This is a genomic window from Streptomyces sp. NPDC057743, from assembly GCF_042798755.1.
Lineage (GTDB): Bacteria > Actinomycetota > Actinomycetes > Streptomycetales > Streptomycetaceae > Streptomyces.
In genome coordinates this window covers 79,265-101,042 of sequence record NZ_JBHVJX010000027.1, presented here as the reverse complement: position 1 = coordinate 101,042, position 21,778 = coordinate 79,265, and the positions used below count along the sequence as shown (strand labels likewise).

General features: G+C 70.2%; 20 protein-coding genes and 1 pseudogene. 12 read left to right on the top strand and 9 right to left on the bottom strand.

Features of this window, described 5'->3' with window-relative positions; all coding sequences use genetic code 11:
• Positions 1-85: 85 nt before the first annotated feature.
• The 4 genes from ACFVFQ_RS27685 to ACFVFQ_RS27670 all read left to right on the top strand — a co-directional run bounded on the left by ACFVFQ_RS27685 (position 86) and on the right by ACFVFQ_RS27670 (position 4,179).
• The gene (locus ACFVFQ_RS27685; protein ID WP_383420803.1) at positions 86-961 is read left to right on the top strand and encodes a universal stress protein; all 876 of its coding nucleotides are present in this window, start codon (positions 86-88) and stop codon (positions 959-961) included.
• 19 nt (positions 962-980) lie between these two features.
• Positions 981-1,688 (top strand): class I SAM-dependent methyltransferase, encoded by a 708-nt coding sequence (locus ACFVFQ_RS27680; protein ID WP_383420801.1) that lies wholly within the window; start codon positions 981-983, stop codon positions 1,686-1,688.
• Between the two features lie 462 nt (positions 1,689-2,150).
• A complete protein-coding gene (locus ACFVFQ_RS27675) occupies positions 2,151-2,903 on the top strand; it encodes a hypothetical protein (protein WP_383420799.1) in 753 nt (250 codons plus the stop codon).
• A gap of 502 nt (positions 2,904-3,405) precedes the next feature.
• Positions 3,406-4,179, top strand: coding sequence for a uracil-DNA glycosylase (locus ACFVFQ_RS27670; protein ID WP_383420817.1), 774 nt, complete (start codon positions 3,406-3,408; stop codon positions 4,177-4,179).
• 59 nt (positions 4,180-4,238) lie between these two features.
• Here the strand turns inward: ACFVFQ_RS27670 and ACFVFQ_RS27665 are convergent, their stop codons facing one another.
• Positions 4,239-5,471 carry an NAD(P)/FAD-dependent oxidoreductase gene (locus ACFVFQ_RS27665; RefSeq protein WP_383420797.1) on the bottom strand — a complete coding sequence of 411 codons (1,233 nt, stop codon included), beginning with the start codon at positions 5,469-5,471 and terminating at the stop codon, positions 4,239-4,241.
• A 528-nt stretch (positions 5,472-5,999) separates the two neighbouring features.
• On the opposite strand from ACFVFQ_RS27665, the gene ACFVFQ_RS27660 reads away from it, so the two are divergent.
• From ACFVFQ_RS27660 to ACFVFQ_RS27650, 3 genes and pseudogenes are all read left to right on the top strand, one after another.
• Positions 6,000-6,308, top strand: coding sequence for a GTP cyclohydrolase I (locus tag ACFVFQ_RS27660; RefSeq protein ID WP_383420795.1), 309 nt, complete (start codon positions 6,000-6,002; stop codon positions 6,306-6,308).
• Positions 6,309-6,778: 470 nt separating this feature from the next.
• Positions 6,779-7,180: a hypothetical protein gene (locus tag ACFVFQ_RS27655; protein WP_383420793.1), complete on the top strand. Its 402-nt coding sequence runs from the start codon at positions 6,779-6,781 to the stop codon at positions 7,178-7,180.
• Positions 7,181-7,399: 219 nt separating this feature from the next.
• Positions 7,400-7,579: pseudogene (locus ACFVFQ_RS27650) on the top strand (phage tail tape measure protein); the annotation flags it as partial.
• A 499-nt stretch (positions 7,580-8,078) separates the two neighbouring features.
• On the opposite strand, the gene ACFVFQ_RS27645 reads toward ACFVFQ_RS27650, so the two are convergent.
• A complete protein-coding gene (locus tag ACFVFQ_RS27645; RefSeq protein WP_383420791.1) occupies positions 8,079-9,059 on the bottom strand; it encodes a pirin family protein in 981 nt (326 codons plus the stop codon).
• 320 nt (positions 9,060-9,379) lie between these two features.
• Between ACFVFQ_RS27645 and ACFVFQ_RS27640 the strand changes: the two genes are divergently transcribed.
• Positions 9,380-10,141: a pirin family protein gene (locus ACFVFQ_RS27640; RefSeq protein ID WP_383420789.1), complete on the top strand. Its 762-nt coding sequence runs from the start codon at positions 9,380-9,382 to the stop codon at positions 10,139-10,141.
• A 124-nt stretch (positions 10,142-10,265) separates the two neighbouring features.
• Here ACFVFQ_RS27640 and ACFVFQ_RS27635 read toward each other — a convergent pair whose 3' ends face one another.
• From ACFVFQ_RS27635 to ACFVFQ_RS27625, 3 genes are all read right to left on the bottom strand, one after another.
• Positions 10,266-10,955: an HdeD family acid-resistance protein gene (locus tag ACFVFQ_RS27635; RefSeq protein WP_383420787.1), complete on the bottom strand. Its 690-nt coding sequence runs from the start codon at positions 10,953-10,955 to the stop codon at positions 10,266-10,268.
• Positions 10,956-11,108: 153 nt separating this feature from the next.
• The gene (locus ACFVFQ_RS27630) at positions 11,109-12,737 is read right to left on the bottom strand and encodes an L-lactate permease (protein ID WP_383420785.1); all 1,629 of its coding nucleotides are present in this window, start codon (positions 12,735-12,737) and stop codon (positions 11,109-11,111) included.
• 145 nt (positions 12,738-12,882) lie between these two features.
• Positions 12,883-13,668 (bottom strand): IclR family transcriptional regulator, encoded by a 786-nt coding sequence (locus ACFVFQ_RS27625; protein WP_383420783.1) that lies wholly within the window; start codon positions 13,666-13,668, stop codon positions 12,883-12,885.
• A gap of 100 nt (positions 13,669-13,768) precedes the next feature.
• Between ACFVFQ_RS27625 and ACFVFQ_RS27620 the strand changes: the two genes are divergently transcribed.
• From ACFVFQ_RS27620 to ACFVFQ_RS27610, 3 genes are all read left to right on the top strand, one after another.
• A complete protein-coding gene (locus ACFVFQ_RS27620; RefSeq protein ID WP_383420781.1) occupies positions 13,769-14,962 on the top strand; it encodes a pyridoxal-phosphate-dependent aminotransferase family protein in 1,194 nt (397 codons plus the stop codon).
• Between the two features lie 43 nt (positions 14,963-15,005).
• Positions 15,006-17,909, top strand: a complete 2,904-nt coding sequence (locus tag ACFVFQ_RS27615) for an FAD-binding and (Fe-S)-binding domain-containing protein (RefSeq protein WP_383420779.1) — start codon at positions 15,006-15,008, stop codon at positions 17,907-17,909.
• 125 nt (positions 17,910-18,034) lie between these two features.
• Positions 18,035-18,352 (top strand): hypothetical protein, encoded by a 318-nt coding sequence (locus ACFVFQ_RS27610; protein ID WP_383420815.1) that lies wholly within the window; start codon positions 18,035-18,037, stop codon positions 18,350-18,352.
• Between the two features lie 86 nt (positions 18,353-18,438).
• Here ACFVFQ_RS27610 and ACFVFQ_RS27605 read toward each other — a convergent pair whose 3' ends face one another.
• Both ACFVFQ_RS27605 and ACFVFQ_RS27600 read right to left on the bottom strand, forming a co-directional pair.
• Complete coding sequence (locus ACFVFQ_RS27605; protein ID WP_383420777.1) at positions 18,439-18,966, bottom strand: helix-turn-helix transcriptional regulator; 528 nt, start codon at positions 18,964-18,966, stop codon at positions 18,439-18,441.
• An 88-nt stretch (positions 18,967-19,054) separates the two neighbouring features.
• Positions 19,055-19,516: a MarR family winged helix-turn-helix transcriptional regulator gene (locus ACFVFQ_RS27600; RefSeq protein ID WP_383420775.1), complete on the bottom strand. Its 462-nt coding sequence runs from the start codon at positions 19,514-19,516 to the stop codon at positions 19,055-19,057.
• A gap of 97 nt (positions 19,517-19,613) precedes the next feature.
• On the opposite strand from ACFVFQ_RS27600, the gene ACFVFQ_RS27595 reads away from it, so the two are divergent.
• Entirely contained in the window at positions 19,614-19,985 is a 372-nt protein-coding gene (locus tag ACFVFQ_RS27595) for a VOC family protein (RefSeq protein WP_383420773.1), read from the top strand.
• 116 nt (positions 19,986-20,101) lie between these two features.
• Here the strand turns inward: ACFVFQ_RS27595 and ACFVFQ_RS27590 are convergent, their stop codons facing one another.
• Entirely contained in the window at positions 20,102-21,205 is a 1,104-nt protein-coding gene (locus tag ACFVFQ_RS27590; protein WP_383420771.1) for a hypothetical protein, read from the bottom strand.
• 294 nt (positions 21,206-21,499) lie between these two features.
• Complete coding sequence (locus ACFVFQ_RS27585) at positions 21,500-21,742, bottom strand: hypothetical protein (RefSeq protein ID WP_383420769.1); 243 nt, start codon at positions 21,740-21,742, stop codon at positions 21,500-21,502.
• Positions 21,743-21,778 lie beyond the last annotated feature (36 nt).

The following is a 21,778-nucleotide window of genomic DNA, read 5'->3' as shown; positions in this document are numbered from 1 at the left end:
ATCCCCTCACGGCACACCGAGACACCCTTTGCCGATTCAGTCATGCTGAGGATGGGGCGGGGCACGGAGAAGGAGCAGGCAGGTGATGATGGCCCCAGCAGAACCGTGCCGGCCGGTCGTGGTCGGCGTCGACGGGAGTTCCTCCGCACGGAGGGCTCTGGCCTGGGCCGTGGATGAGGCCGCCCGGCGGCATGTTGCGTTGCGCCTGGTTCATACCTCGACGGTGCCCACCGGTGGTTACCGGGACGAGGTCGGGGAGCGCGTTCTCAAGGATGCGGTGACCTTCGCTCGGGCCCGGCAGCCACAAGTACAGCTCACCAGCCTGCTGACCGGCGGAAACCCGGCGTTCGCGCTGGAGGAGGAGGCTCGCGACGCCGCCGTGGTGGTGCTGGGCTCCTACCACCTGAGCTGGGTCCAGGAGATGTTCAGCCCGGCCTCGGTCGTGCTGCCGTTGATGGCGCACGCCCGCTGCCCCGTGGTCGTGGTGCCCGAAGTCGAGGACATCACCGGGCAAACGCGGTGTCTCGTCGTCGGGATCGACGGCAGCACGCGCTCGGCCGCCGCGGCCGATGTCGCTTTCGAGGAGGCCGCCCTCCACGGTGCCGCCCTGCGAGCCCTGTACGTGAGGCAGCCGCACCGCTTCGACATACAGGACGAGTCGACTGTGGATCAGGAATGCCGCAGCCTGCTCGCCGAGACCGTCGCCAGCCGTACCGCGTCCTGGCCGAAGGTGGAAGTACACCAGGAGGTCGCCATCGGCCACCCCGTGGAGGAGCTCACCAAGGCATCCGTCCACGCACTGGGCCTGGTGGTGGGCACCCGTGGACACGGCGGCTTCACCGGCATGCTGTTGGGCTCCGTGAGCCAGGGCGTGCTCCACTACGCATCCTGCCCCGTCATCGCCGTCCCGCTCCCCAGACACCCGGTACCCGAGCAGGGGCACACGCCCGCCGCACGCTGAACCATCGTAAGGAAGCTGCATGGCCGAGACCTTCGACTTCGATCCGTCGGACATCGACTTCAACGCCTTCTATCAGCGGCGTTCCCCGGCGCCCGGCCTCCCGGCATTGGGCACGGTGCCTTGGGACATCGGCGAGGCCCAACCCTTCGTGATCGAACTGGAACGGGAGGGACGCTTCGCCGGCAAGGTCTTGGACATCGGCTGCGGTCTGGGGGACAACGCGATCTTCCTCGCGGGCAAGGGGTACCAGGTCACCGGCGTCGACGTGGCACCGACCGCCGTCGAAGAGGCAAGACGACGCGCACGGGCCCGGGACGCGGCAGTCGACTTCGCGGTGGGAGACGCCCTGGACCTGCGGGACTACCAGGACGCGACCTTTGACACCGTGCTCGACAGCGGGCTCTACCACTGCCTGGCGAAAGCACAGCGGCTGACCTACCTACGCACGCTGCACCGGGTGACCGGCGCCCAGGCTCGGCTGAACCTGATGTGCTTCGACACAGACCTCCCCCCGCACATCCCGGCAGCCATGGGTGTTTCGGAGGCTCAGTTGCGCGCGACGTTCGGCGCGGCCAACTGGTCGATCTCCGAACTTCGCACCCGGACGGCCGTCGGCGCCCGCTACGGAGACGACGAGGAGGGCGCCTTCGCCCGCAGGATGCTTTCCTTCGGCGAGAACGGCCAACTGCGTTTCTCGGCCTGGGTAGTGCTTGCTTCCCACACCTGATGCCGCTCCTTCGCGAAGCCCGAAGCCGGGCAGGAACGAGGCTCGGGGGCGTACCCACCGTCCTGAGGTCGTGTCTCCCACCCGGGCTACGGGCAGGACCGCAACGTCCGAACGGTATGCGCCTGTCTCGCGGATTCGGAACGACTGCGCCGAGAACCGGTCGGCCCGGGTGTGCGGGACCGGTGGGCCCAAGCGCGGACAGGCAGGCCGAGCCACGGTGGAACCAACCCCCAGGAGGAAGCCAGGCACACCACCACCCCGCTCCCCCAACTCGATCCGCGCAAAGAGCCAGCCGGAAGCGGCAGGTCCGCTGCGGTATGAACCCGCGGGCCAGCGGCCGGCGACCACTCACCGGCCAGGGCACGCACCCCTCCGTCTCACCAGGTGTCTGGAGTGAGCCGACCTATGACGTGCCCCAAGGCATCGACATCCACTGAGCAGGGCCGTAGCAGCGTCAAGAGCGTGCTGCGTGTCACCGATTGCCGGACCCACCACCCGGTGGAGCTCCCCGCCCTGCGACGGGGCGTACTGCGGATAGCCGTCCACCTGTCTTGCCCCGGCCTGGCCGTTGGCGCCGTCGACCTGCGCGCATTGCTCGTCGGCGATGTGCTGTTCCGTGCCGCGGAGATGACCGGGGTACAGGCGCGCCACACTCTCGTTGTACCTGACCTGCCACCCGAGCAAATCAAAGCCCTCGACCGCGCCACAGCCGCGCTGGGCATCAACCCACCCGACACCGCCGGCATGGCAGTCGCAGACGTCCACGTATCCGATGCCGAAAGCACGGATTCCGAGCACGGCGTATGGATCGAGATCGGGCCCGTGCGACAGCGCCTCGCGGCGATCCCCGGGCTCTCCGACGGGGAAAGCGCAGATCCGCTGGCCCTCCGGCTGGCACTGCTGAGCCACCCCCACCGTGAGCCGATCACCCTTACCTCCGGCATGCTGGCCTACGCCGAGCAGGCGCTCACCAACTGGCGTTGCAGGGTGGCCGATTGGGCACGTTCGCCGTCCAGACCGATTCCCGACGACGTTCGCTGCCAAGCTCACAGAGCACTCGCCGACGACATCGGCATCGCCGGCGTCCTGACCGTGCTGCGCCACGTCGCAACGGCTCAAGAGATCCCGGACGGCGCCAAGTTCGAGATCTTCGCATACCTGGACCGCGTCCTCGGCCTGGAACTCGTCCGCGACGTGGGCCGCAACCAACCGTGACGTCGATTCGGCTACCGCGGTGATCGGGACTCCAGATCGACCAGGCCCGGCCAGAACCGCCGTTCCCGAAGCAGATCGAAGAGACCACCCCATGCCCTGACCGACTCCGGCAGCATCTACCGGCGCTGCATGACTGCCCTGGAGGCTTCCGATGAGCGCGGCGGCCGCACAGGTCCAGCACGGCGCTGTCGCGAGCTTCCCCTCGTCGGCTCGTCGACTACCTCCGCATACGGCTACGAAGCTGTTGACATGGCGCAGCAGTAGCCGAAGCGCAGCCTCACGCGCACGCCGCCACGCTCACCGCCGACGATCAAAATCCGCGTGATCGAGGATGGCTGGTGGAAGCCGGCCGAGGGCTTGGCCGCCGGGAGAGGTGGGAGCCAGGGGCAAGAGGGCGAGAAGGAAGATCGTCTCTGTACGCATTCCTCAACTGGACGGGTCGGGCCGACCACCTTCCGGTACGAGATGGCGTCCAATATGGCCCATGAACGAGCAGCATGGCATGCCCAGCAGACGCGCTCCGGTGGATTCCCGCGACTTTCCCGCGCGGACAGCTTCCCGTATGAGGTCGCTGAGCGAGCTAGACGCTGCGGTGGCGACCTGTCGGGCGTGCCCACGGTTGGTGGCCTGGCGAGAAGAGACCGCCCGGATCAAGCGGCGGGCCTTCATGGACTGGGACTACTGGGCGCGTCCAGTGCCCGGCTTCGGCCCGCCAGACGCCCCGCTGGTGATCATCGGGCTGGCTCCCGCCGCGCACGGCGGTAACCGTACCGGGCGCATCTTCACCGGTGACCCATCCGGCGACGCCCTGTATGCCGCTCTGTACGACATCGGGCTGGCTTCCCAGTCGATCGCCACGCACCGCGACGACGGGATGGAGCTGTACGGGGTGAGGATTACCGTGCCGGTGCACTGCGCACCGCCTGCCAACCGGCCCACCACCGTCGAGCGCGACACCTGCCGCCCGTGGCTCGCCCACGAACTGGAACTGCTGCGCCCGGACTTGCGGGCGATCGTGGTACTCGGCGCGTTCGCGTGGCAGGCGCTGCTGCCCGTGCTGGCGGTCGCCGGATGGCGGCTGCCGCGTCCGCGTCCGGTCTTCGGTCACGGCGTCGAAGCGCTGGTCGTCGATCCCCTGCGGGAGCAGGAGGTGTGCTTGGTTGGCGGCTACCACCCCAGTCAGCGCAACCTGTTCACTCGCACCCTCACCCCCGCCATGCTCCGCGACGTGCTGCGCCGAGGCGCCGAGGTCGCCGGACTGTCGACCCGTAGCTGAGCGCGGCCGTCGGGCACCTGGGGCACCGCCGTCGATCAGAGCCAAGCAGGTGGTGGGCGCTATTCGGTGGTGAGCTGGTCGAGCGGCAGGTTCGGGTCGGCGAGCGCACCGCGGTCAACGGGATGACCAGAGCGGATCAACTGCTGGATGGTGTCGTTGACGTCCCAGACGTTGACGTTCATCCCGGCGAGCACCCGGCCGTCTGCAAGCCAGAAGGCGATGAACTCCCTGCCGGCCAAGTCGCCGCGGACGACCACCTCGTCGTACTCACCGGGCCCGGTGTGGCCGGCATACTCCATGCCCAGGTCGTACTGGTCGGTGAAGAAGTACGGTATCCGGTCGTAGCGAGCCTGTTTCCCCAGCATCGTCTGGGCGGCGACGTCGGGCTGGTGCAGGGCGTTGGCCCAGTGCTCCACACGGATGTGCTTGCCCAGCAGCGGGTGCAGGGCACTGGCCACGTCCCCGACCGCGCAGATATCCGGTTCGGAGGTCGCCAATGCCGCGTCGACGAAGACACCATCGGCGACCCGGAGCCCCGCATCAACGGCGAGGTCGGTATTGGGATCGGCACCAATACCGACGACCACCACGTCAGCGCCGATCAGGGAGCCGTCCGCGAGTCGCACCCCGCTGGCCTTCCCCTTCTCCCCCGTGATCTCGACGGCCTGGGCCCCCAGTCGCAGGTCCACGCCGTGCTCGCGGTGCAGGTCCGCGAAGACCGGGGCGATCTGCGGCCCCAACACCCGCCCCAGGGGCTGTTGCGCCGCCTCCACCACGGTCGTCGCCACACCCGCCTCGCTAGCCGCTGCGGCCACCTCCAGGCCGATCCACCCACCGCCGACGAGGACGACGCGAGAGGAGCGCTGGAAAGCTTCCCTGATGCGCTCGCAGTCCTCAAGGTCGCGCAGGTAGAGCACACCGTCCAGGTCGGCGCCGGGCACGGAGAGGCGACGAGGGGAAGCGCCGGTGGCCAGCAGCAACTTGTCGTAGCCGAGCCGCTCGCCGCCGGCGGTGGTCACCGTCTTCCGATCGCGGTCGATGCCCGTGACGAGGGTGCCCAGGCGCAGTTCGACCTCGTGGTCGGCATACCAGTGCGCAGGGTGGACGAAGACCTTCTCCCGCTCCTGATTGCCCATCAGGTAGCCCTTGGACAGCGGCGGTCGCTCGTACGGCGACTCGGCCTCGTCCCCCAGCAGCACGACCCGGCCGTCGAAGCCGTGCCCGCGCAGCGCTTCGGCGGCCTTGGCTCCAGCCAGGCTCGCCCCAACAATCACGTACGTGGGCTGTGCCATCCTCCGTACACCTCTCGTGAGAGCCGCCCGGTGCAGAGGGCGGCCGCGAGTTTCCCGAGCAGCTCCGCGCAGCCAGCGTCGAGCCGCGCCATGCCCCAACCCCCAGCGCCTACTCCCACGACGTCCGAGGGGCCGATCCCGAGCGCGGAAAGACCCTCCAGCCCTTCGGTAGAACGCGGAGCCCCCTCGTCCAGCATCACCGCCCCGCCCCAGGGGCGCAGGTCGAGCCCTGCCCGCATGCGGTGCGCTCGGGCACGCGGCATGGGCCGACGCCCGGCGGCGAACCGGGGTGTGGTCCGGATGGGGTGGCGATCCCACCCCGGCACGATCGAAACGTCGGCCACGAACGCGCGGAAGGGCAGGTGGCCCGATCCCGGCCCCGGCCCCGGCTGCCGCTTGCGGCACGGCGAAAGGCTCGATGGGAGGCGATGGGAGGCGATGACACGTGAGTGACCAGCAGTGGTCTCCCGACGCGTCTTTGAAGGTCAACGGCCTGGCCGGTGACGACCTCGGGTACGACAGCGCCGAGTGGGCCACGAGCACATCCTCGGCCTGTCCAAACTCACCCGGTTGGTAAGGCTGTTCGCCCGGCGCTTCTCCGTGCAAGAACGCATCGGGCAGCAACTCGCCGACGCCCTGGAGCGCATCCTGGAGCCGCACGGCGTGGCCGTACACCCGGAAGCGGTGCACCTGTGCACGCAGATGCGCGGCGTCCGCGAGATCGAATCCAGCACCCGCACCACCTACTGGCGCGGCAACCACGACACCGAAGACCAACTCCGCATCGAATACTTCCACTTGTGCGGCCCCCGAGGCGTCACCCGTGCCCCTTGCTGACAGCCCAGGCAACGCCGGCAACCCTGCAGAGCCTGCACGAGGAACCCATGGTCGGGAGTATGTGCGGTTCAGAACAGTAGAGCGTGGCAGAACACGTTGCGTGGCCCGTGTCAGCTGGCCGGGCTGGATCCGAGACCGTTGGAAGCTCAGGTGGAGTGCCCGGCAGTCTGGTCATCCCAAGTCACCCACCGAGTGCCTCTGCCTCGGTTCGACCGATGGGCCGCTACCGCGCAACATGGAAGGAGACTCAACAGCCCGTCCCATGCCTTCACCGGCGATGCCCGCGATGACTACGGCGCAGGCGGCCAAACCCACCACGTCGAGGCCCAACCGGACCACTGTGAGGGATTGGGTAGCGGCTCGTCCGGCCGGTGCCGGCGGAATCCCGTACTCGCTGCCTGCACCGGCTGGCGGGCTGCGTGCAACCCGACCGAACTTTCGCGCACCGGTGTGGGATGCAGGAGGCCATCATGAACACAAGCCACGGCAACGCCGTCCGTCGATACGCCTTGGTCAGCCCTGATGCGGATCTGGACATCCAGGAAGCAGTCCTGGAGGCGTTACCGCAGGAAGTGAATCCGTACGGCGGTCACGCGACCGACTTCGTCATTCACCGTGCGTTCGGATCAAGCGCGGGGATGCGCGGGCTTGTCGCGGACACCGCCGAGCTGGCCAAGGACAGGTACCCACCGAATCGCTTGGCCACGCGGTTGATCGACGCTTTGGGCGGGCCGGACCGCTACTGCTTCGGCCACGTAGCCATCTGCGGCTATCGCCTGGGGCAGGAAGACGAGCTTCTCCTGTGCGGTCTCAGTGACAGTCAGTGCCATCTCATCACGCAGGTGTACTCGGCAGTCTACGAGCAAGCGTGAGGTACGGGGCTCCAGCACGGCCCGGCCGAAGCACCCGCGGTCGGCCAACCTTGCACGCACGTGCCGGCGTTCTGGTCCCGGCGTCCTGGCCATGACGCACGGGGTACGCCCACCTTGGGCAGTGCGCCGCGGCCGCGTGTTCCGCCGCAGCCCTCTGCTGCTACAAACGGCTGATCCGCCTCACCACATAGGACATGGTCTTAGACCGGCTCAGTCGCCACGCAGCTTGGTATCTCCATCGAAGACACTGCCGCGGCGGCGGAGATGCTCGCCTGCTCCGACATCCTCGGCTCGAAAACCGGAACGTCCCTGCGAGGGATGCCCACCAACCTGGCACGCCCCACCAAACGAAGGAAGCAGGGCCTGGCGGAGCTGGGCATCGTGGTCTGCGAACGGTGATCGAGGGCTTTCAAAAGGCCCAGCACCGGATATCGCACAAGGACTTCCTCGGGGCGCTCGCTGGCCGACATGGTGGACAAGCCGACCCTGGCGGGCGCCTCCGCGCTGGCGCAGCAGGGTGCTGAGTCCTTTGACCAGACGCCACACCGCGATCGTCCGCGCTGGACGGGTATGTCGGGCGGCCGAGAGCCCACCTCGTCGCCACGCGGAGCGCCGAAGGCTCAGGCAGGAACCTCCCGCTCCAACATGCGCCTCCTTCATCAGCAAACACCACCCCACCCACACCTCGCCCAACTGACTACCCGTCAGGAAAGTCAGCAAAGGGTCAGCATTAGTCTGAGTAGACCCCGCCACAGATGGCTACACGCTCCAAACTCGGCACAGACCCGAGAGGCTCATTGAGGCAGGCGGCCTGGCTCCCGGCCAGCACTCTCCCGAACTCTCCCGAGACAGGATCCCCATCCCGGTCGCCGCCTCGCCGACACCATAAAACCGCAGGTCAGCGCACCCTTCCCCGCGGTCGCAAGGCCACCGAGGGGAGCTCGGGCGCCGGCAGTCGGTCGCCCTCATAGCCGTGCACCGCGCCGAAACGGGCACCCGTCATCCAGTCCGCGCGGGCCTGGACGATGTCCTCGTGGGACCGCCCCACGAAGTTCCACCACATGACGATCTCCTCGTCGAACGGTGTGCCGCCGAGGAGGATTGCGCGGGCGGGTTCCTCCGAGGTGTTCGTCAGCGTGAGGGTGCTGATGCCGGGGTGGGAGTAGCCCAACTCGGTTGGTTTCAGCGGGGTTTCGGACATCTGGACGGAGCCGGCGTCCACGAGGAGGCCGTGCTCGAAGTCGGGGTTCAGGTCGAGGGTGAGGTGGGCGTGCGGTTCGAGGAGGAGCTCGGCGCCGAGGAGGGGCGTGAAGGTCCGCACCGGTGACTGGGCGCCGAGCAGCGAACCGAGGAAGACCCTGATCTCTGCCCCCTGGTGGCGTACGGGGTCGGGCACGTAGTGCTGGAAGTCCCGGTCGGTGTTGCGGTGTTGGCCGGGCAGCGCCACCCATAGCTGCACGCCGTGGAGGACGGTGGTCTGCGGGGTGGAGACCTCGGAGTGGGCGATGCCGTATCCGCCCGTCATCAGGTTGAGTTCGCCGGGGCGGACGAAGGCGTGGCTGCCGAGGCTGTCGCGGTGCTCGATCTCCCCGCTGAACAGCCAGCTCACCGTCTGGAGCCCGGTGTGCGGATGCGGGGCGACGTCCATGCCGCCGGTGACGGAGACGTCGTCCGGACCGTAGTGGTCGGCGAAGCACCACGCGCCGATCAGGGTCCGGCCGCGCTGGGGCAGCGTGCGCCGCACGGTCATCGCGCGCGGGCCACCCAGCGGCACCTCGCGCGAGGTGAGGACCTCGACCCGCGGCCCGTCGGCGCTCCGCGCGCCGTCCACCGTCGCACCGCAACGCACCTCGGCCGGCTTCGCTTCGACATTACTCACCGCACACCGCCTTTCACTCGACACGATAGTCCGGCAGTTCGATGGCTCGATGGCTCGATGCGGAATGGTCTTTGCCGGGGCGACCATGGCGCCGCCCGTCCTGGCGTCGTGGCCCACCCGTTGCCCCCGGGCCCACCTGCGTCGATCGGCAGCACTAGGGCAGTGGAATACCTTCCGGACCGGATATTGTTTATGATTCAACCATCAGCTCGAAGGGCTGTCCACCGGCCCCGCAGGCGCCAGGCCGCGAGGACTGGAAGAGCTCAAAGAGCTGGCAGAGCTGGCAGAGCTGGCAGGCAACCAGGAAGGGCAGCAGCACCATGGCTTCGACCCTCGATATCCGTCGCGCCGACGAGCGCTTTCACACCCGGGCCGGGTGGCTGGACTCCCACCACTCGTTCTCGTTCTCCCGCCACTGGGATCCCGGCAACACCCACTTCGGGCTGCTGCTGGTTTCCAACGACGACGTCGTCGCGCCGGGTACCGGCTTCGACACCCATCCGCACCGCGACATGGAGATCGTGACGTGGGTGCTCGACGGCAGTCTCGTCCATCAGGACTCCGAGGGGCACAACGGCGTGATCTACCCCGGGCTCGCCCAGCGGATGAGCGCCGGGAACGGCATCCTGCACAGCGAGAAGAACGACTCGTGGACCCTGACCGGGCAGCCCGAGCACCGGGAGCCGGTCCACTTCCTCCAGATGTGGGTGATCCCCGACGAGGCCGGGATCCGCCCCGGTTACGAGCAGCTCGACATCAACGACGAGCTCGCGCGCGGGGGTTGGACGACCCTGGCGTCCGGCATGTCCCAGCACGCCGACCAGCGGGCGATCGGTATGCGTCAGAAGCATGCCGCGCTGCATGTCAGCCGCATGCGTCCCGGCGAGACCCTCCAGATCGCCAACGCCCCGTTCGTGCACCTCTTCGTTGCGCGGGGCAGCGTCGAGTTGGAGGGTGCCGGGCTGCTCGCCACGGGGGACGCGGGGCGCATCACGCGTGGCGAGGGCCAGCGCGTCACGGCCGGGGTCGAGGGTGCGGAGGTTCTGATGTGGGAGATGACCGCCGCCGTTTCGATGGGGTGAGTGCCTGGCCCGCGCGACCAGCGGGGGCGGTGGTCGGCGAACGGCGGGCCGCCTGCGTCGACTTCGGACATGGGCATCCGATGGCCGGCTCGCGGCCGGTCATCGGATGGGCACCGTGGCCGGGTCAGTGCTGCGGATGCGGGTGCGGATGGAACAGGGAGCGCCGGTGCCTGGGGGTGGTGCCGGTGCCCGTGGTGCCCTTGGTGAGGCGGCCGACCTCGATGCGCATGCGGATGGCGTGGATCACCTCGGTGACGCCCAGGACGATGGCCATGATGCCGGCGACCAACGCGAGCACGGTGATCGAGCTGAACGGCGAGACGATCAGCACGATGCCCGCGAGCATGGTGAGGACGCCCAGGAAGATCTGCCAACCACGGGCGGGTGCCTGGGGAGCCGAGGCCGCGCCGGCCGACATCATGATGCCGCGCAGCAACCAGCCGAAGCCGATCCACAGGGCGAGCAACAGGAGCGACTGCAGGGTGCCCTTCAGGCAGACCAGTCCGAGGAGGACGCTGATCGCGCCGGTGATGAAGTGCAGTGCCCGCAGATGTCCGGGAACGTGCGCGCCGAAGGCCGCGGCGAGTTGGAAGACACCACTGACCAACAGGTAGATACCGAAGGCGATTCCGACGACATGCAGCGTCTTGCCCGGCCACGCCAGGACGACCACGCCCAGGGCGATCGCCGCCAGGCCGACGGTGAACAGGGCCTGCCAACCGAGGTTGGCCATGGCGCCCAGGGCTGCACCGCTCGGGGAGGTGTCGTGAGCAGGTGTCGGGCCGTCGCCCGAAGGTGTGGAGGGGGTTGCCATTCCGCCCACCTCTCTTATGGAACAGCACGGTTAGATACGGACGTCTCCATCGTCACCCCATCGGCCCCGTCCCGCTCGGGGAGACTTCTCACCGGCTTCCGCCCTGGTAACAAACGGCTTCCGCCCCGATACCAGACGGCTTCCGCCCCCGCGTCAACGGCCCACCACCATCCAGTCCAGCACCGGCGTCGACTCCAGCCAGGCAAGGAGGCAGAGCGCCGCCAGAACGCACAGGCTCCAACCGATCACCTTCCGTAGGATCTCGCCCTCCCGGCCCGTCAAGCCGACCGCGCTGGAGGCGATCGCGAGGTTCTGCATGGCCTCGGCCTTGCCCTGTACGCCGCCGGTGCTGTTGGTTGCGGCGGCCAACAGACCGTCCATCCCGACGCGGTGCGCGGCGGCGACCTGCATGGCGCCGAACAGGGCGTTGGACGAGGTGTCCGATCCGGTCAACGCCACTCCGAACCAGCCCAGGAAGCCCGACAGCAGCGCGAACACCCCGCCCGTGCCGGCCAGCCAGGCACCCAGGGAGACGGCCATCCCGGAGAGGTTCATGACGTAGGAGAGCGCGAGCACGCAGCCGATGGAGAGTGCCGCCCAACGGATCTGGCTGCCGGCCTCGCGGTAGGCGCGCAGCGCGCGGCCCGGTCGGACCCGCAGGATCAGCACGGAGAGCAGGCCGACGATCAGCAGCACCGTGCCGCCGGAGCCTAGCCAGTTGAGGTCGTAGACCGCCGCCTTGGGGACCGTCCCGTCGGCGGTGCGTAGGTGGAGTCCCGGCCAGGGGAACGAGGCGCCGCGGGCCGCGACGAAGCGGGCGGCGGGGCCGTCGACGGACACCAGCGCGAAGGCGATGATGAGGAGCGCGTAGGGCGCGAATGCCTGGAGGAGGGGGAGGCGCGGCGCCCTCCGCGGCTCCGTGTCCGTGGCGGGGGCCGGCTCCAGGTCCGGGGCCCGTGTGGTGCGCGTGCCCTCCGGTTGCCAGAACCGCAGCAGTGCCACGACCGCCAGTACCGAGACGATCCCGGCCAGGACATCGGTCAGTTGGTAGGCGAAGAAGTTGGCGCAGACGTACTGTCCGGCTCCGAAGCCGACGCCGGCCGCCAGTGCCGCCGGCCAGACCTCGCGCAGTCCGCGGCGGCCGTCCAGGATCAACAGGAGGAAGAACGGCACCAGGACGGCGATCACGGATGACTGGCGGCCGACCATGGCGCCGAGGGCGTGCTCGGAGTAACCGGTGGCCTTGGCGAGTGCCTGGATGGGGTTGCCGACCGAACCGAAGGCTGCGGGGGCGGTGTTGGCGAAGGCGGCCACCGCGGCGGCGCGGAGCGGGGTCAGGCCGAGGCCCAGCAGGATGATCGAGGTGATGGCGATGGGGGTGCCGAATCCGGAGAGTGACTCGATCATGGCGCCGAAGCAGTAGGCGATGACGAGTGCCTGGACGCGCGGGTCCGGGGACAGTGAGGTGAAGGTCCGTCCGATGAGGTCGAAGTGGCCGGAGGCGCGTTGGAGTTTGTTGATCCACACCGCGTTGAGGATGATCCAGACAATCGGGAAGAGGCCGAACGCCGCGCCCTCCACCGCGCCGTCGGCGATCTGACCGAACGGCATCCGGTAGACGGTGAGGGCGATGGCGACGGCACTGGCCAGGCTCCATAAGGCGGCCCGGTGCGAGGCCATCCGCACCACGCCCAGCAGCACCAGGAGCACCAGGAGTGGGGTGGCGGCCAGCAGCGCGGTGAGCCCCAAGTGGCCCAGTGGATCGGTGACTTGACGGTACACGGCGAGACTCGCTCTCTCCGGCCGAGCGGGCCGGGCCTCGGGAGCGCTCGGTCCGTCCGCGGGTACACGAACGGCACAACGGAATTCCGTAATTTGAATATCAATTTCCGTCAGCCGGAGAGCATGGGTGTCGGTGGCGGCGCCGTCAAGGGTTCGGCCGCCGCGCCCCTCCCCATGCCTGGCGCCCCGGCACCCCACCCAACCGTTCGCTCAGTCGTTCCGCCACCTCCGCCACCAGTTCACCGAACCGGTCCCGCAGCGGATCGGTCATCCGCGACGTCGGCACGTTCACGCTGATGCTCGCCACCGGGCGCCCCGACTCCCCCACCACCGGGGCCGCCACCGCAGACACGTCCGCGCGCCACTCCCCCCGGTTCGTCGCCCAACCACGCACCCGGATCTCGTCGACCTCCGCGCGCAGCGCCGCCGGGTCCGTCGCCGTCGCCTCCGTGAACCGGGCGAGGCCGTCGGCCAGATACGCCGCCACCTCGGCGTCCGAACGAGCCGCCAGCACCGCCTTGCCGTTCGCCGACGCGTGCACCGGCAGGATCTGCCCCAGCGGCAGGATGATCCGCACCGGCTGAGTGGTCTCCAACCGCTCGACCAGGACGACCCGTTCGCCCTCCGGCACCGCCAGGTGGACCGTCTCGTCCGTACGCGCCCGCAGTTCCTCCATCACCGGCACCGCGGCGTCCCGCAGTCGCAACTCGCCGGTGGCGTGCCGGCCCACGTGCAGCGCCTTGGCCGTCACCTGCCAGCGCGTCGGGCGCCCTTCGGCGGGGCGGATCCAGCCCGCCTCGTGCAGCGTGACGAGCGTGCGCTGCACCGAGCTCTTCGGCAGTCCCATCGCCCGCGCCAGGTCGGCGACGCCGATCGGCTGACGCTCCGCCACCTCTTCCAGCGCGCGCAGCGCGTTCCGCACGTTCTGCACCGTTGACTCCCTTCGCCCAACGGCCCTACGCTCCCTGTGCCTTGAGACGGTACAGCGTGCCATTACACGGCACAACCCTCCAGGGAAGGGATCGCTTCACGTGAACTCGCCCCAGCCTCAAGCCCGTTCGTCCCGTCGACCCGGTCGCCACTTCCTGCAGATCCCCGGCCCCACCAACATTCCCGACCCGGTCCTGCGCGCCCTCGCCGCGCCCACCATCGACCACCGCGGGCCCGCCTTCGCCGAGTTGGCCCGGAGCGTGCTGGCCCGGCTCGGCCCGGTCTTCGGCGCCACCGGTCCGATCGCCCTCTACCCCAGCTCCGGCACCGGTGCCTGGGAGGCCGCCCTGGTCAACACCCTCAGCCCCGGCGACCGCGTACTGTTCTTCGAGACCGGCCACTTCGCCGCACTCTGGCGGGAGTTGGCCGAGCGGCTCGGCCTCGACGTCGAGATCGTCCCCGGTGACTGGCGCCACGGCGCCGACCCCGACGCGCTCGCCGACCGCCTCGCCCGCGATCCGGAACACCGCATCAAGGCCGTCTGCGTCGTCCACAACGAGACGTCCACCGGGGTCACCAGCCGAATTCCTGACCTGCACCAGGTACTTGACGAGGCATCACATCCGGCGTTGTTCCTGGTCGACACCGTCTCCTCGCTCGGCTCCACCGACTTCCGGCACGACGAGTGGGGCGTCGACGTCACCGTCACCGGCTCCCAGAAGGGCCTGATGCTCCCGCCCGGCCTGGGCTTCAACGCCATCGGCCCCCGCGCCCTCGAAGCCCACCGCACCGCCCGCCTGCCCCGCGCCTACTGGGACTGGGACCCCCTGCTCGACGCCGCCGAACACGGCCGTTTCCCCTACACCCCCGCCACCAACCTGCTCTACGGCCTCGACGTCGCCCTCGACCTGCTGGCCGAGGAGGGACTGCCCGCGGTCTTCGCCAGGCACGCCAGGCACGCCGCCGCCACCCGCGCCGCGGTCCAGGGCTGGGGCCTGACCGTGCTCTGCGCCGACGCCCGCGAGCACTCCCCCACCCTCACCGCCGTGCTGATGCCCGACGGCCAGGACGCCGACGCGCTCCGCGCCACCGTCCTGGACCGCTACGACATGTCCCTCGGCAGCGGCCTCGGCAGGCTCGCCGGGCACGTCTTCCGCGTCGGTCACCTCGGACAACTCAGCGATCTGCAACTGGCCGGGGCCCTGGCCGGCGTCCAAATGGGCCTGGCCGCCCACGACTTCCCCGCCGACCCGGCCGGCCTGACCGCCGCCCTCGACGTCCTGGCCGCCGCATGAACGGGCCGAGCCGCTGCGCAACCAACCCCAGGAAGGTCCCGGCATGAGCGCCGCCGCCGAGGCCCTGCGCCGCCGCCTGGTCCGCGACCTCGACGGCGAGGTCGCCTTCGACGACTACACCCGCCATCTGTACTCCCGCGACGCCAGCATGTACGCCATCACCCCGCTCGGTGTGGCCTTCCCCCGGCACGCCGACGACGTCGCCGCGGCCGTCCGCGCGGCCGCCGAACACGGCGTCACCGTCACCGCCCGCGGCGCCGGCACCAGCCTCGCCGGTCAGACCGTCGGCGCGGGCCTGGTCCTGGACCTCTCCCGCCACCTCGACCGCATCACCGAGCTCGACCCCGTCGCCCGCACCGCCAGGGTCCAACCCGGCGTCGTCCAGGACCAGCTCAACCGCGCCGCCGCCGCACACGGTCTCGCCTTCGGCCCCGACACCTCCACCAGCAACCGCGCCACCCTCGGCGGCATGATCGGCAACAACTCCGCCGGCAGCGGCTCGCTGCGCCACGGCATGACGATCGATCACGTCCTGGCGCTGGACGTGGTCCTCTCCGACGGCACCACCGCCCAACTCGCCCCGGTGGCCGAGCCCGACCGCGCCCGCCGCGCCGCCCGCGCCACCCTGGACGGCCGCATCCACCGCGAACTCCCCGCCCTCACCACGGCGCACGCCGCCGCGATCGCCACCGGCTACCCCGCCCACTGGCGCCGCGCCGGCGGCTACCGCCTCGACCGCCTCGCCGCGGACGCCGCCGCCGGACGCCCCTTCGACCCCGCCCGCTTCCTGGTCGGCTCCGAGGGCACCCTCGCCCTCGTCACCGCGGCCGAGGTCCGCCTCGTCCCCAGGCCCGCGCACACCGTCATCGCCGTCGGCCACTTCGCCTCCGTCACCGCCGCCGTCGAGGCCACCGGCGACGCCCTCGCCTGCGACCCGGCGGCGGTCGAGCTGATGGACCGCACCATCCTCGACCTCGCCCGCCGCAAGATCGAGTACGCCTCCCTCGGCGACCTCCTGCACGGCGCCCCGGAAGCCCTCCTCTTCGTCACCCTCACCGGCAACGACACCGACGAACTACGGTCCCGATCGGCCGACTTGGCGGGCCGATGGCGACGCCACGGCCACGGCTACCACACCCTGATCGCCGACACCCCCGCCGAACAGGCCGCCCTGCTGAAGGTCCGCAAGTCCTCCCTCGGCCTGCTCATGGCCGCCGGTTCAGGCACCGACCGCCCCCTGGCGTTCGTCGAGGACACCGCCGTCGACCCCGCCCATCTGCCCGACTACACCCGCCGGTTCAAGGCGATCCTGGACCGGCACGAGATGACCGCCGGCTTCTACGGCCACGCCTCCGTCGGCTGCCTGCACATCCGCCCGTTCGTCGACCTCACCGACCCCGCGCGGGTCGCCGCCATGCGCGCCGTCGCCGAGGAGGTCCGCGACCTCGCCGCGGAGTACGGCGGCGCCAACTCCAGCGAGCACGGCGACGGTCTGGCCCGCAGCGAGTTCAACCGACGGCTGTTCGGGGACGAGCTCTACGAGGCGATGCGCGCCGTGAAACACCTCTTCGACCCCGACGCCCGCCTCAACCCAGGCAAGATCGTCGATGCCGGTCCGATGACCGACCACCTGCGCGATCCCGCCCTGCCACCGGCCCCCGGCCTGCGCACCCGCCTGGACTTCGCGGAGACCGGCGGCATGCGCGGCGCCGCCGACCGGTGCATGAACATCGGACTGTGCCGCAAGGACGCGCAGGGCACCATGTGCCCGTCCTACATGGCCACCCGCGACGAGCGGCACGCCACCCGGGGCCGCGCCGGCGCCCTCGTCAAGGCACTGTCCGAGCCCGACCCCAAGGCCGCCCTCGGGGACGACCGCCTGCACGAGATCCTCGACCTGTGCCTGATGTGCAAGGCGTGCCGGAGCGAATGCCCCCTCGGCGTCGACATGGCCGCCCTCAAGGCCGAGACCCTCTCCCACCACCACGACGCCCACGGCACCCCACTTCGCGCCCGCCTCTTCGCCGCCATCCGCACCCTCAACCGCCTCGGCTCCGCCCTCGCTCCCCTCCCCCACCTGCTCCAACACGCCCCCGGCGCCCACCACTTGCTCCCCCGCCTGCTCGGCATCGCCACCGCTCGCCCCCTCCCCACGCCCCTCCGCGCCAACCTCGTCCGCTGGCACCGCCGACACACCCCACCACACCACCCCACACCGCTGGGCACCGTCACCTTCCTGGCCGACTCGTTCACCACCTACACCGAGCCGGGCCTGGGCCGCGCCGCCATCGAGCTCCTCGAACTCGCCGGCTGGCGGGTCCAGTTGGAGAGCCGCGGCTGCTGCGGCCGTGCCGCCTACTCCAAGGGGCTGCTCGACCGCGCCGCCGCCACCTCCCTCGCCCTCGCCCGTCGACTGGCCACCACCGACGGCCCGATCACCGGATGCGAACCCTCCTGCCTGTTCACCCTCCGCGACGAACACCTCCGCCTGCACCCCGGCGATCCGGACGTCCGCAAGGCCGCCGAACGCGTCCGACAAACCGAGGAACTCCTCACCGAGGCGATCGACGCCGGACGCCTCCGCCTGCGCCCGGACAACCCCTACGCCGGGCGCCGCATCGTCTACCACGGGCACTGCCACCAGAAGGCGGAGGTCGGCACCGCCGCCACGGTGGCCCTGCTACGCCGCATCCCGGGCGCCGACGTCATCGAACTCGACGCCGGCTGCTGCGGCATGGCCGGCTCCTTCGGCTTCGAGGCCGAACACTACGACCTGTCCCTCCGCATCGCCCGCGACCGCCTGGTCCCCGCCCTCACCGCCGAACCCGAGACCACCGTCATCGCCGCCACCGGCGTCTCCTGCCGCCAACAAGTCACCCACACCACCGGCCGCCCCGCCCACCATCCGCTCCAACTCATCCGGGACGCGCTTGCGGACGGGCCGTGAGCGCGGGCGGGCCGCGAGCGCAGGCGGGCGGTCACGCAATAACGCGTTGTGTCCCCCTCAACCACCCCCCTTAAAGTCACCGCATGTCTCTGCGTCTTCGCATGCGCCAAGCACTGCCGGAAGCGATGCGGTCCCGGGACCGGGTCGCGGTCAGTGCGCTGCGCGCCACGCTCTCCGCACTCGACAACGCCGAGGCCATCCAGGTGGACGAAGCCGAGCTGCGCGGCACCGCCCTGGAGCATTCCCCGGTCGGCGTCGGCACCACCGAGGCCACCCGACGCGAGCTGACCGACCGTCATGTGGTCGACATCGTGCGCGCCGAGGCCGACGAACGACTCGCGGCCGCGGATCAGTTGACCGCCCCCACCCATGCCGAGCGCGCCGCCCGCCTCCGCGCGGAGGCCGCCGTACTCCTGCGCTTCCTCAACGAACCAAACGGCTAGCGCCACGGGCGCCGACACTGGGCCTGCCTGTTCCTGCGCTTCTGCGCTTCTGCTCTTCCAACTGGCTACTGGCTACTGGCTACTGGCTACTGGCAAAGGTCCTGCTGATACCGCCCCGGCGTTTGGCCGATGGCCGCGGTGAAGGCGTGGATGAAGGTGCTGGGGTTGGACCAACCACAGGCGTGCGCCGTGGTGGTGACGGTATGACCGTCCGAGAGCAGGATCAGGGCGTGGTGCAGGCGCAGTTGGGTGCGCCACTGATGGAAGCTCATGCCCAGTTCGTTGTGGAACAGGCGGCTGAGGGTGCGTTCGCTGGCGCCCACGGCCTGGCCGAGTGCGGCGAGCGGGGCGGTGTTGGCGGGATCGTCATGGAGCAGGCGGGCCAGGGCCCGTAGGCGGTCGTCTTGCGGTTCGGGCAGGTGGAGGGGCTGCTCCGTCGATGCGCTTACCTCCTCGACGAGGATGTTGCGGAGCCGAGTACGGGTGGCCGGGCGGTAGGCGCGACTGCCGGTGAGCGCCAGCAGGATCCCCCGAGCCAACCCGGAAACGCCCAGCACCGCCGGCCCGTTGGGGAGGGCCCGGGCCAGGGAGGGCGCGACGAACACAATGCGCATGTCGGTGCGGCCGTGGGCCTGGTGGTGCCAGTCACGCCGGCGTCGCCCCGGCGGTGGCCGCCAGCCAGGCATCCGAGAGCGGGCGCCGTTACTCCTCCAGGGTCGTCGCCAGGCGTTCGAGGTCGGTGAGGAGTGCTGGTAGGCGTCCGGGTGGGATTGCCTCGACCATGCGTTGTTCGATGGCGTAGACGGCTGTCTGGACCGCGGCCAGGCGGTCGTGCCCCTCCTCCGTGAGGTGGGTGGGGCGGGCGCGGCCGTGGTCGGCGGTGGCGGGGCGGGTGATCAGCCCCGCTTCCTGCAAGCCGCGTAGGACGACGTTCGCGGACTGTCGGGTGACGAAAGTTGCGCGGGCGAGCTCGGCGTTGGACATCCCCGGGTGCACGGCCAGGAGTTCGAGGGTGGCGTACTGCGGCACGGTGAGCCCGTGTGCGCGCAGGACCTTGTCCATGGCGCCGCGGAGGGCGGCCTGGGCCCGTTTGACCAGGTAGCCCACGTGTTGGGTGACATCCGTCGCGGGATGGGGCGGCTCGGCGGGTTCGCGATCCTTCATGTCAGCATTTTGACATAGCGATGTGGCCTCTCCTAGCCTCACCCATGTCAAAGTTCTGACATGTGAAAGTCCTGACGTGCAGATGGAGGAAGTACCCATGCCTGTAAGCCTCGACGGCCCCGACTTCGTCGCCCTGCAAGTCCGCGATGTGGACGCGGCGGCGGCCTTCTGCGAGCGGCATCTGGGCCTGCGGCGGGCCGCGGTCTCGCCGCCGCACGCGGTCGTGTTCGACACCGAGCCGACCCCGTTCGCCATCCGCGAGCCCCTCCCGGGCGTCGACCTCGACGAGACCGCACGCCCCGGCCTCGGCGTAGCGCTCTGGTTCCGGACGTCCGACGCGCACCAGCTCCACGACCAACTCGTCGCCGCCGGAATCAAGATCCTCGCCCCGGTGACGGACAGCCCCTTCGGGCCGATGTTCTCCTTCGAGGGCCCGGAGGGGTACGCGCTCACCGCACACGGAGGCTGACCGCAACCCCCGCACGGATACCCGGCGTTGACGACGCGTACGGCAACGGGGAGTCGAGAGCGGGAAGGCGCCCGGCCTCCCCTCCTCCCGACTCCCCGGGCGTGGTCGAGCTACGGTCAGCCCTGCTTGCCGCGAATCTTGAACGGCAGCGTCCCGTAGTAGAACGAGGTGTCGCCGGTCCCCACGGATACCCCCGCCTCGACGTCGGCCAGGGGAGCGTCTCCCGCGACCGCCAGGCGCATCCGGTACACCGCACTGGTCCCAGGCGCCAGCGGGGACTTGGCCGTCGGGAGCAGCCCGGCGCTCATACCCGGGTCGCAGCCGCCGGGCACCAACGACACACGCTGCCATCCGCGGCCGGGCACGTACTGCTGGAGCACCAGGTCCTTGGGGGCCACGGCACGGTTGCCGGTCTGGCCGTAGGCGAAGTACCCGGCGTTGAGCGCCGGGTAGGCCCGCTTGGTGGTGTTCTTGACGGTGAGTTCGAACTCCTTCGCCGCGCCGCCCCGCACCAGACTGGCACCGCGCTGCCAACCCTTGACCGTGGTGGTGGGCCGGTCGACGACGGTGCTACGCGCCGGCGCGCGGTAGGTGTGGCCGTGACCGTCCTCGACCGAAGCGGTCACGGTCAGGCGGCCGGGGCGGTCGATGGCCTTGACCCGGAGAGCCACCGTGGTGGGGCGGCCGGCGCTCGCCGACTCCGAGACGGGGAAGGAGAACGTCCCCTTCTCCGGCCGTGCGTCACTGGTCGGTTGGTGGTCCAGGTCGACCCAGTGGCCACTCTTCGTGTCATAACGCTGAATCAGGAGGGAGTCGGCGATGAAGCCCTGCGTGGTGACGTCCAGGCGGACGGTGCCCTTGGAGACCGGGGTGCGCAGGGTGACGTTCGAGGACGACCAGAGCCCGAGGGGTGCCTCGGGAGCGAGACCGTAGGAGAGCTGCTGCGACGCGTTACCGGTGGCGGCGGTGGTCGGGGCGGTTTCCCGTCCCGCGGTGCCGTGCTTCCCCGCCGCGGCGTTCGCCCGCGTCGCCCCGCTCATCGGTCCCGTCACCGCGGCGCCGCAGTTCGGGACGGCTCGGGTCCCCGCAGTCCCCTGCACGGAGGCCGCGTTTCCAGGAGCCGCCGCGCCCATCACCAAGGCCAGTCCGGCGGCGACCGCCGCCGCGGAGCCGGCGGTCGCCTTCCAGCCAGTCACGGGCTGTTGCGCTATACGTGCCATATTGCCCCCACTTCATATCGGACGCACCGATGTGCATCTCTGCGAGTGAGGAGTCGACTCTGCCGCACAGGGTTCCCGCAAGACCTGAAATGGCGCATTTTGATGGGAAAACTACGCTCTGGCAGCCACCCGCGGCTCTCAACGCTCATGCTACGTACGCGCCTTGTCGACGTTGCGACCGGGTACCGCGGCCGGCCCCCCCCCCCCCCCCCCCCCCCCCCCCCCCCCCCCCCCGGGGGGGGGGGGGGGGGGGGGGGGGCGGGGGCCCCCCCCCCCCCCCCCCCCACGCCCAGGTCAACGTCGTTTCACGGCCCAGACAACAAGGGAAACGATCCCCACGCCCGCCATGGCCAGCACCTTCGGCGACAGCATGCCGGGCTCGGAACCCAACAACCCCAGCTTCCACCCCATCAGGCAGAGCAGGCCGGTGACCAACAGCGCGCTGATGACAGCCAACGCGGTACGTCCAGCCGCACCATGGTCTCGCCCGCCATCGCCATCGCCATAGCTGTTGCTGTTGCTGTTCTGCTCATCCATGGCCCCGATGCTATGAGCAAGATCGTGGCGTTGCGT

Excerpts from the sequence above, each read along its gene's own strand:
- ACFVFQ_RS27685 (WP_383420803.1), top strand. The coding sequence starts at position 86 with ATGATGGCCCCAGCAGAACCGTGCCGGCCGGTCGTGGTCGGCGTCGAC.
- ACFVFQ_RS27680 (WP_383420801.1), top strand. The coding sequence starts at position 981 with ATGGCCGAGACCTTCGACTTCGATCCGTCGGACATCGACTTCAACGCC.
- ACFVFQ_RS27670 (WP_383420817.1), top strand. The coding sequence starts at position 3,406 with ATGCCCAGCAGACGCGCTCCGGTGGATTCCCGCGACTTTCCCGCGCGG.
- ACFVFQ_RS27665 (WP_383420797.1), bottom strand. The coding sequence starts at position 5,471 with ATGGCACAGCCCACGTACGTGATTGTTGGGGCGAGCCTGGCTGGAGCC.
- ACFVFQ_RS27655 (WP_383420793.1), top strand. The coding sequence starts at position 6,779 with ATGAACACAAGCCACGGCAACGCCGTCCGTCGATACGCCTTGGTCAGC.
- ACFVFQ_RS27640 (WP_383420789.1), top strand. The coding sequence starts at position 9,380 with ATGGCTTCGACCCTCGATATCCGTCGCGCCGACGAGCGCTTTCACACC.
- ACFVFQ_RS27635 (WP_383420787.1), bottom strand. The coding sequence starts at position 10,955 with ATGGCAACCCCCTCCACACCTTCGGGCGACGGCCCGACACCTGCTCAC.
- ACFVFQ_RS27615 (WP_383420779.1), top strand. The coding sequence starts at position 15,006 with ATGAGCGCCGCCGCCGAGGCCCTGCGCCGCCGCCTGGTCCGCGACCTC.
- ACFVFQ_RS27610 (WP_383420815.1), top strand. The coding sequence starts at position 18,035 with ATGCGGTCCCGGGACCGGGTCGCGGTCAGTGCGCTGCGCGCCACGCTC.
- ACFVFQ_RS27605 (WP_383420777.1), bottom strand. The coding sequence starts at position 18,966 with ATGCGCATTGTGTTCGTCGCGCCCTCCCTGGCCCGGGCCCTCCCCAAC.
- ACFVFQ_RS27600 (WP_383420775.1), bottom strand. The coding sequence starts at position 19,516 with ATGAAGGATCGCGAACCCGCCGAGCCGCCCCATCCCGCGACGGATGTC.
- ACFVFQ_RS27595 (WP_383420773.1), top strand. The coding sequence starts at position 19,614 with ATGCCTGTAAGCCTCGACGGCCCCGACTTCGTCGCCCTGCAAGTCCGC.
- ACFVFQ_RS27590 (WP_383420771.1), bottom strand. The coding sequence starts at position 21,205 with ATGGCACGTATAGCGCAACAGCCCGTGACTGGCTGGAAGGCGACCGCC.
- ACFVFQ_RS27585 (WP_383420769.1), bottom strand. The coding sequence starts at position 21,742 with ATGGATGAGCAGAACAGCAACAGCAACAGCTATGGCGATGGCGATGGC.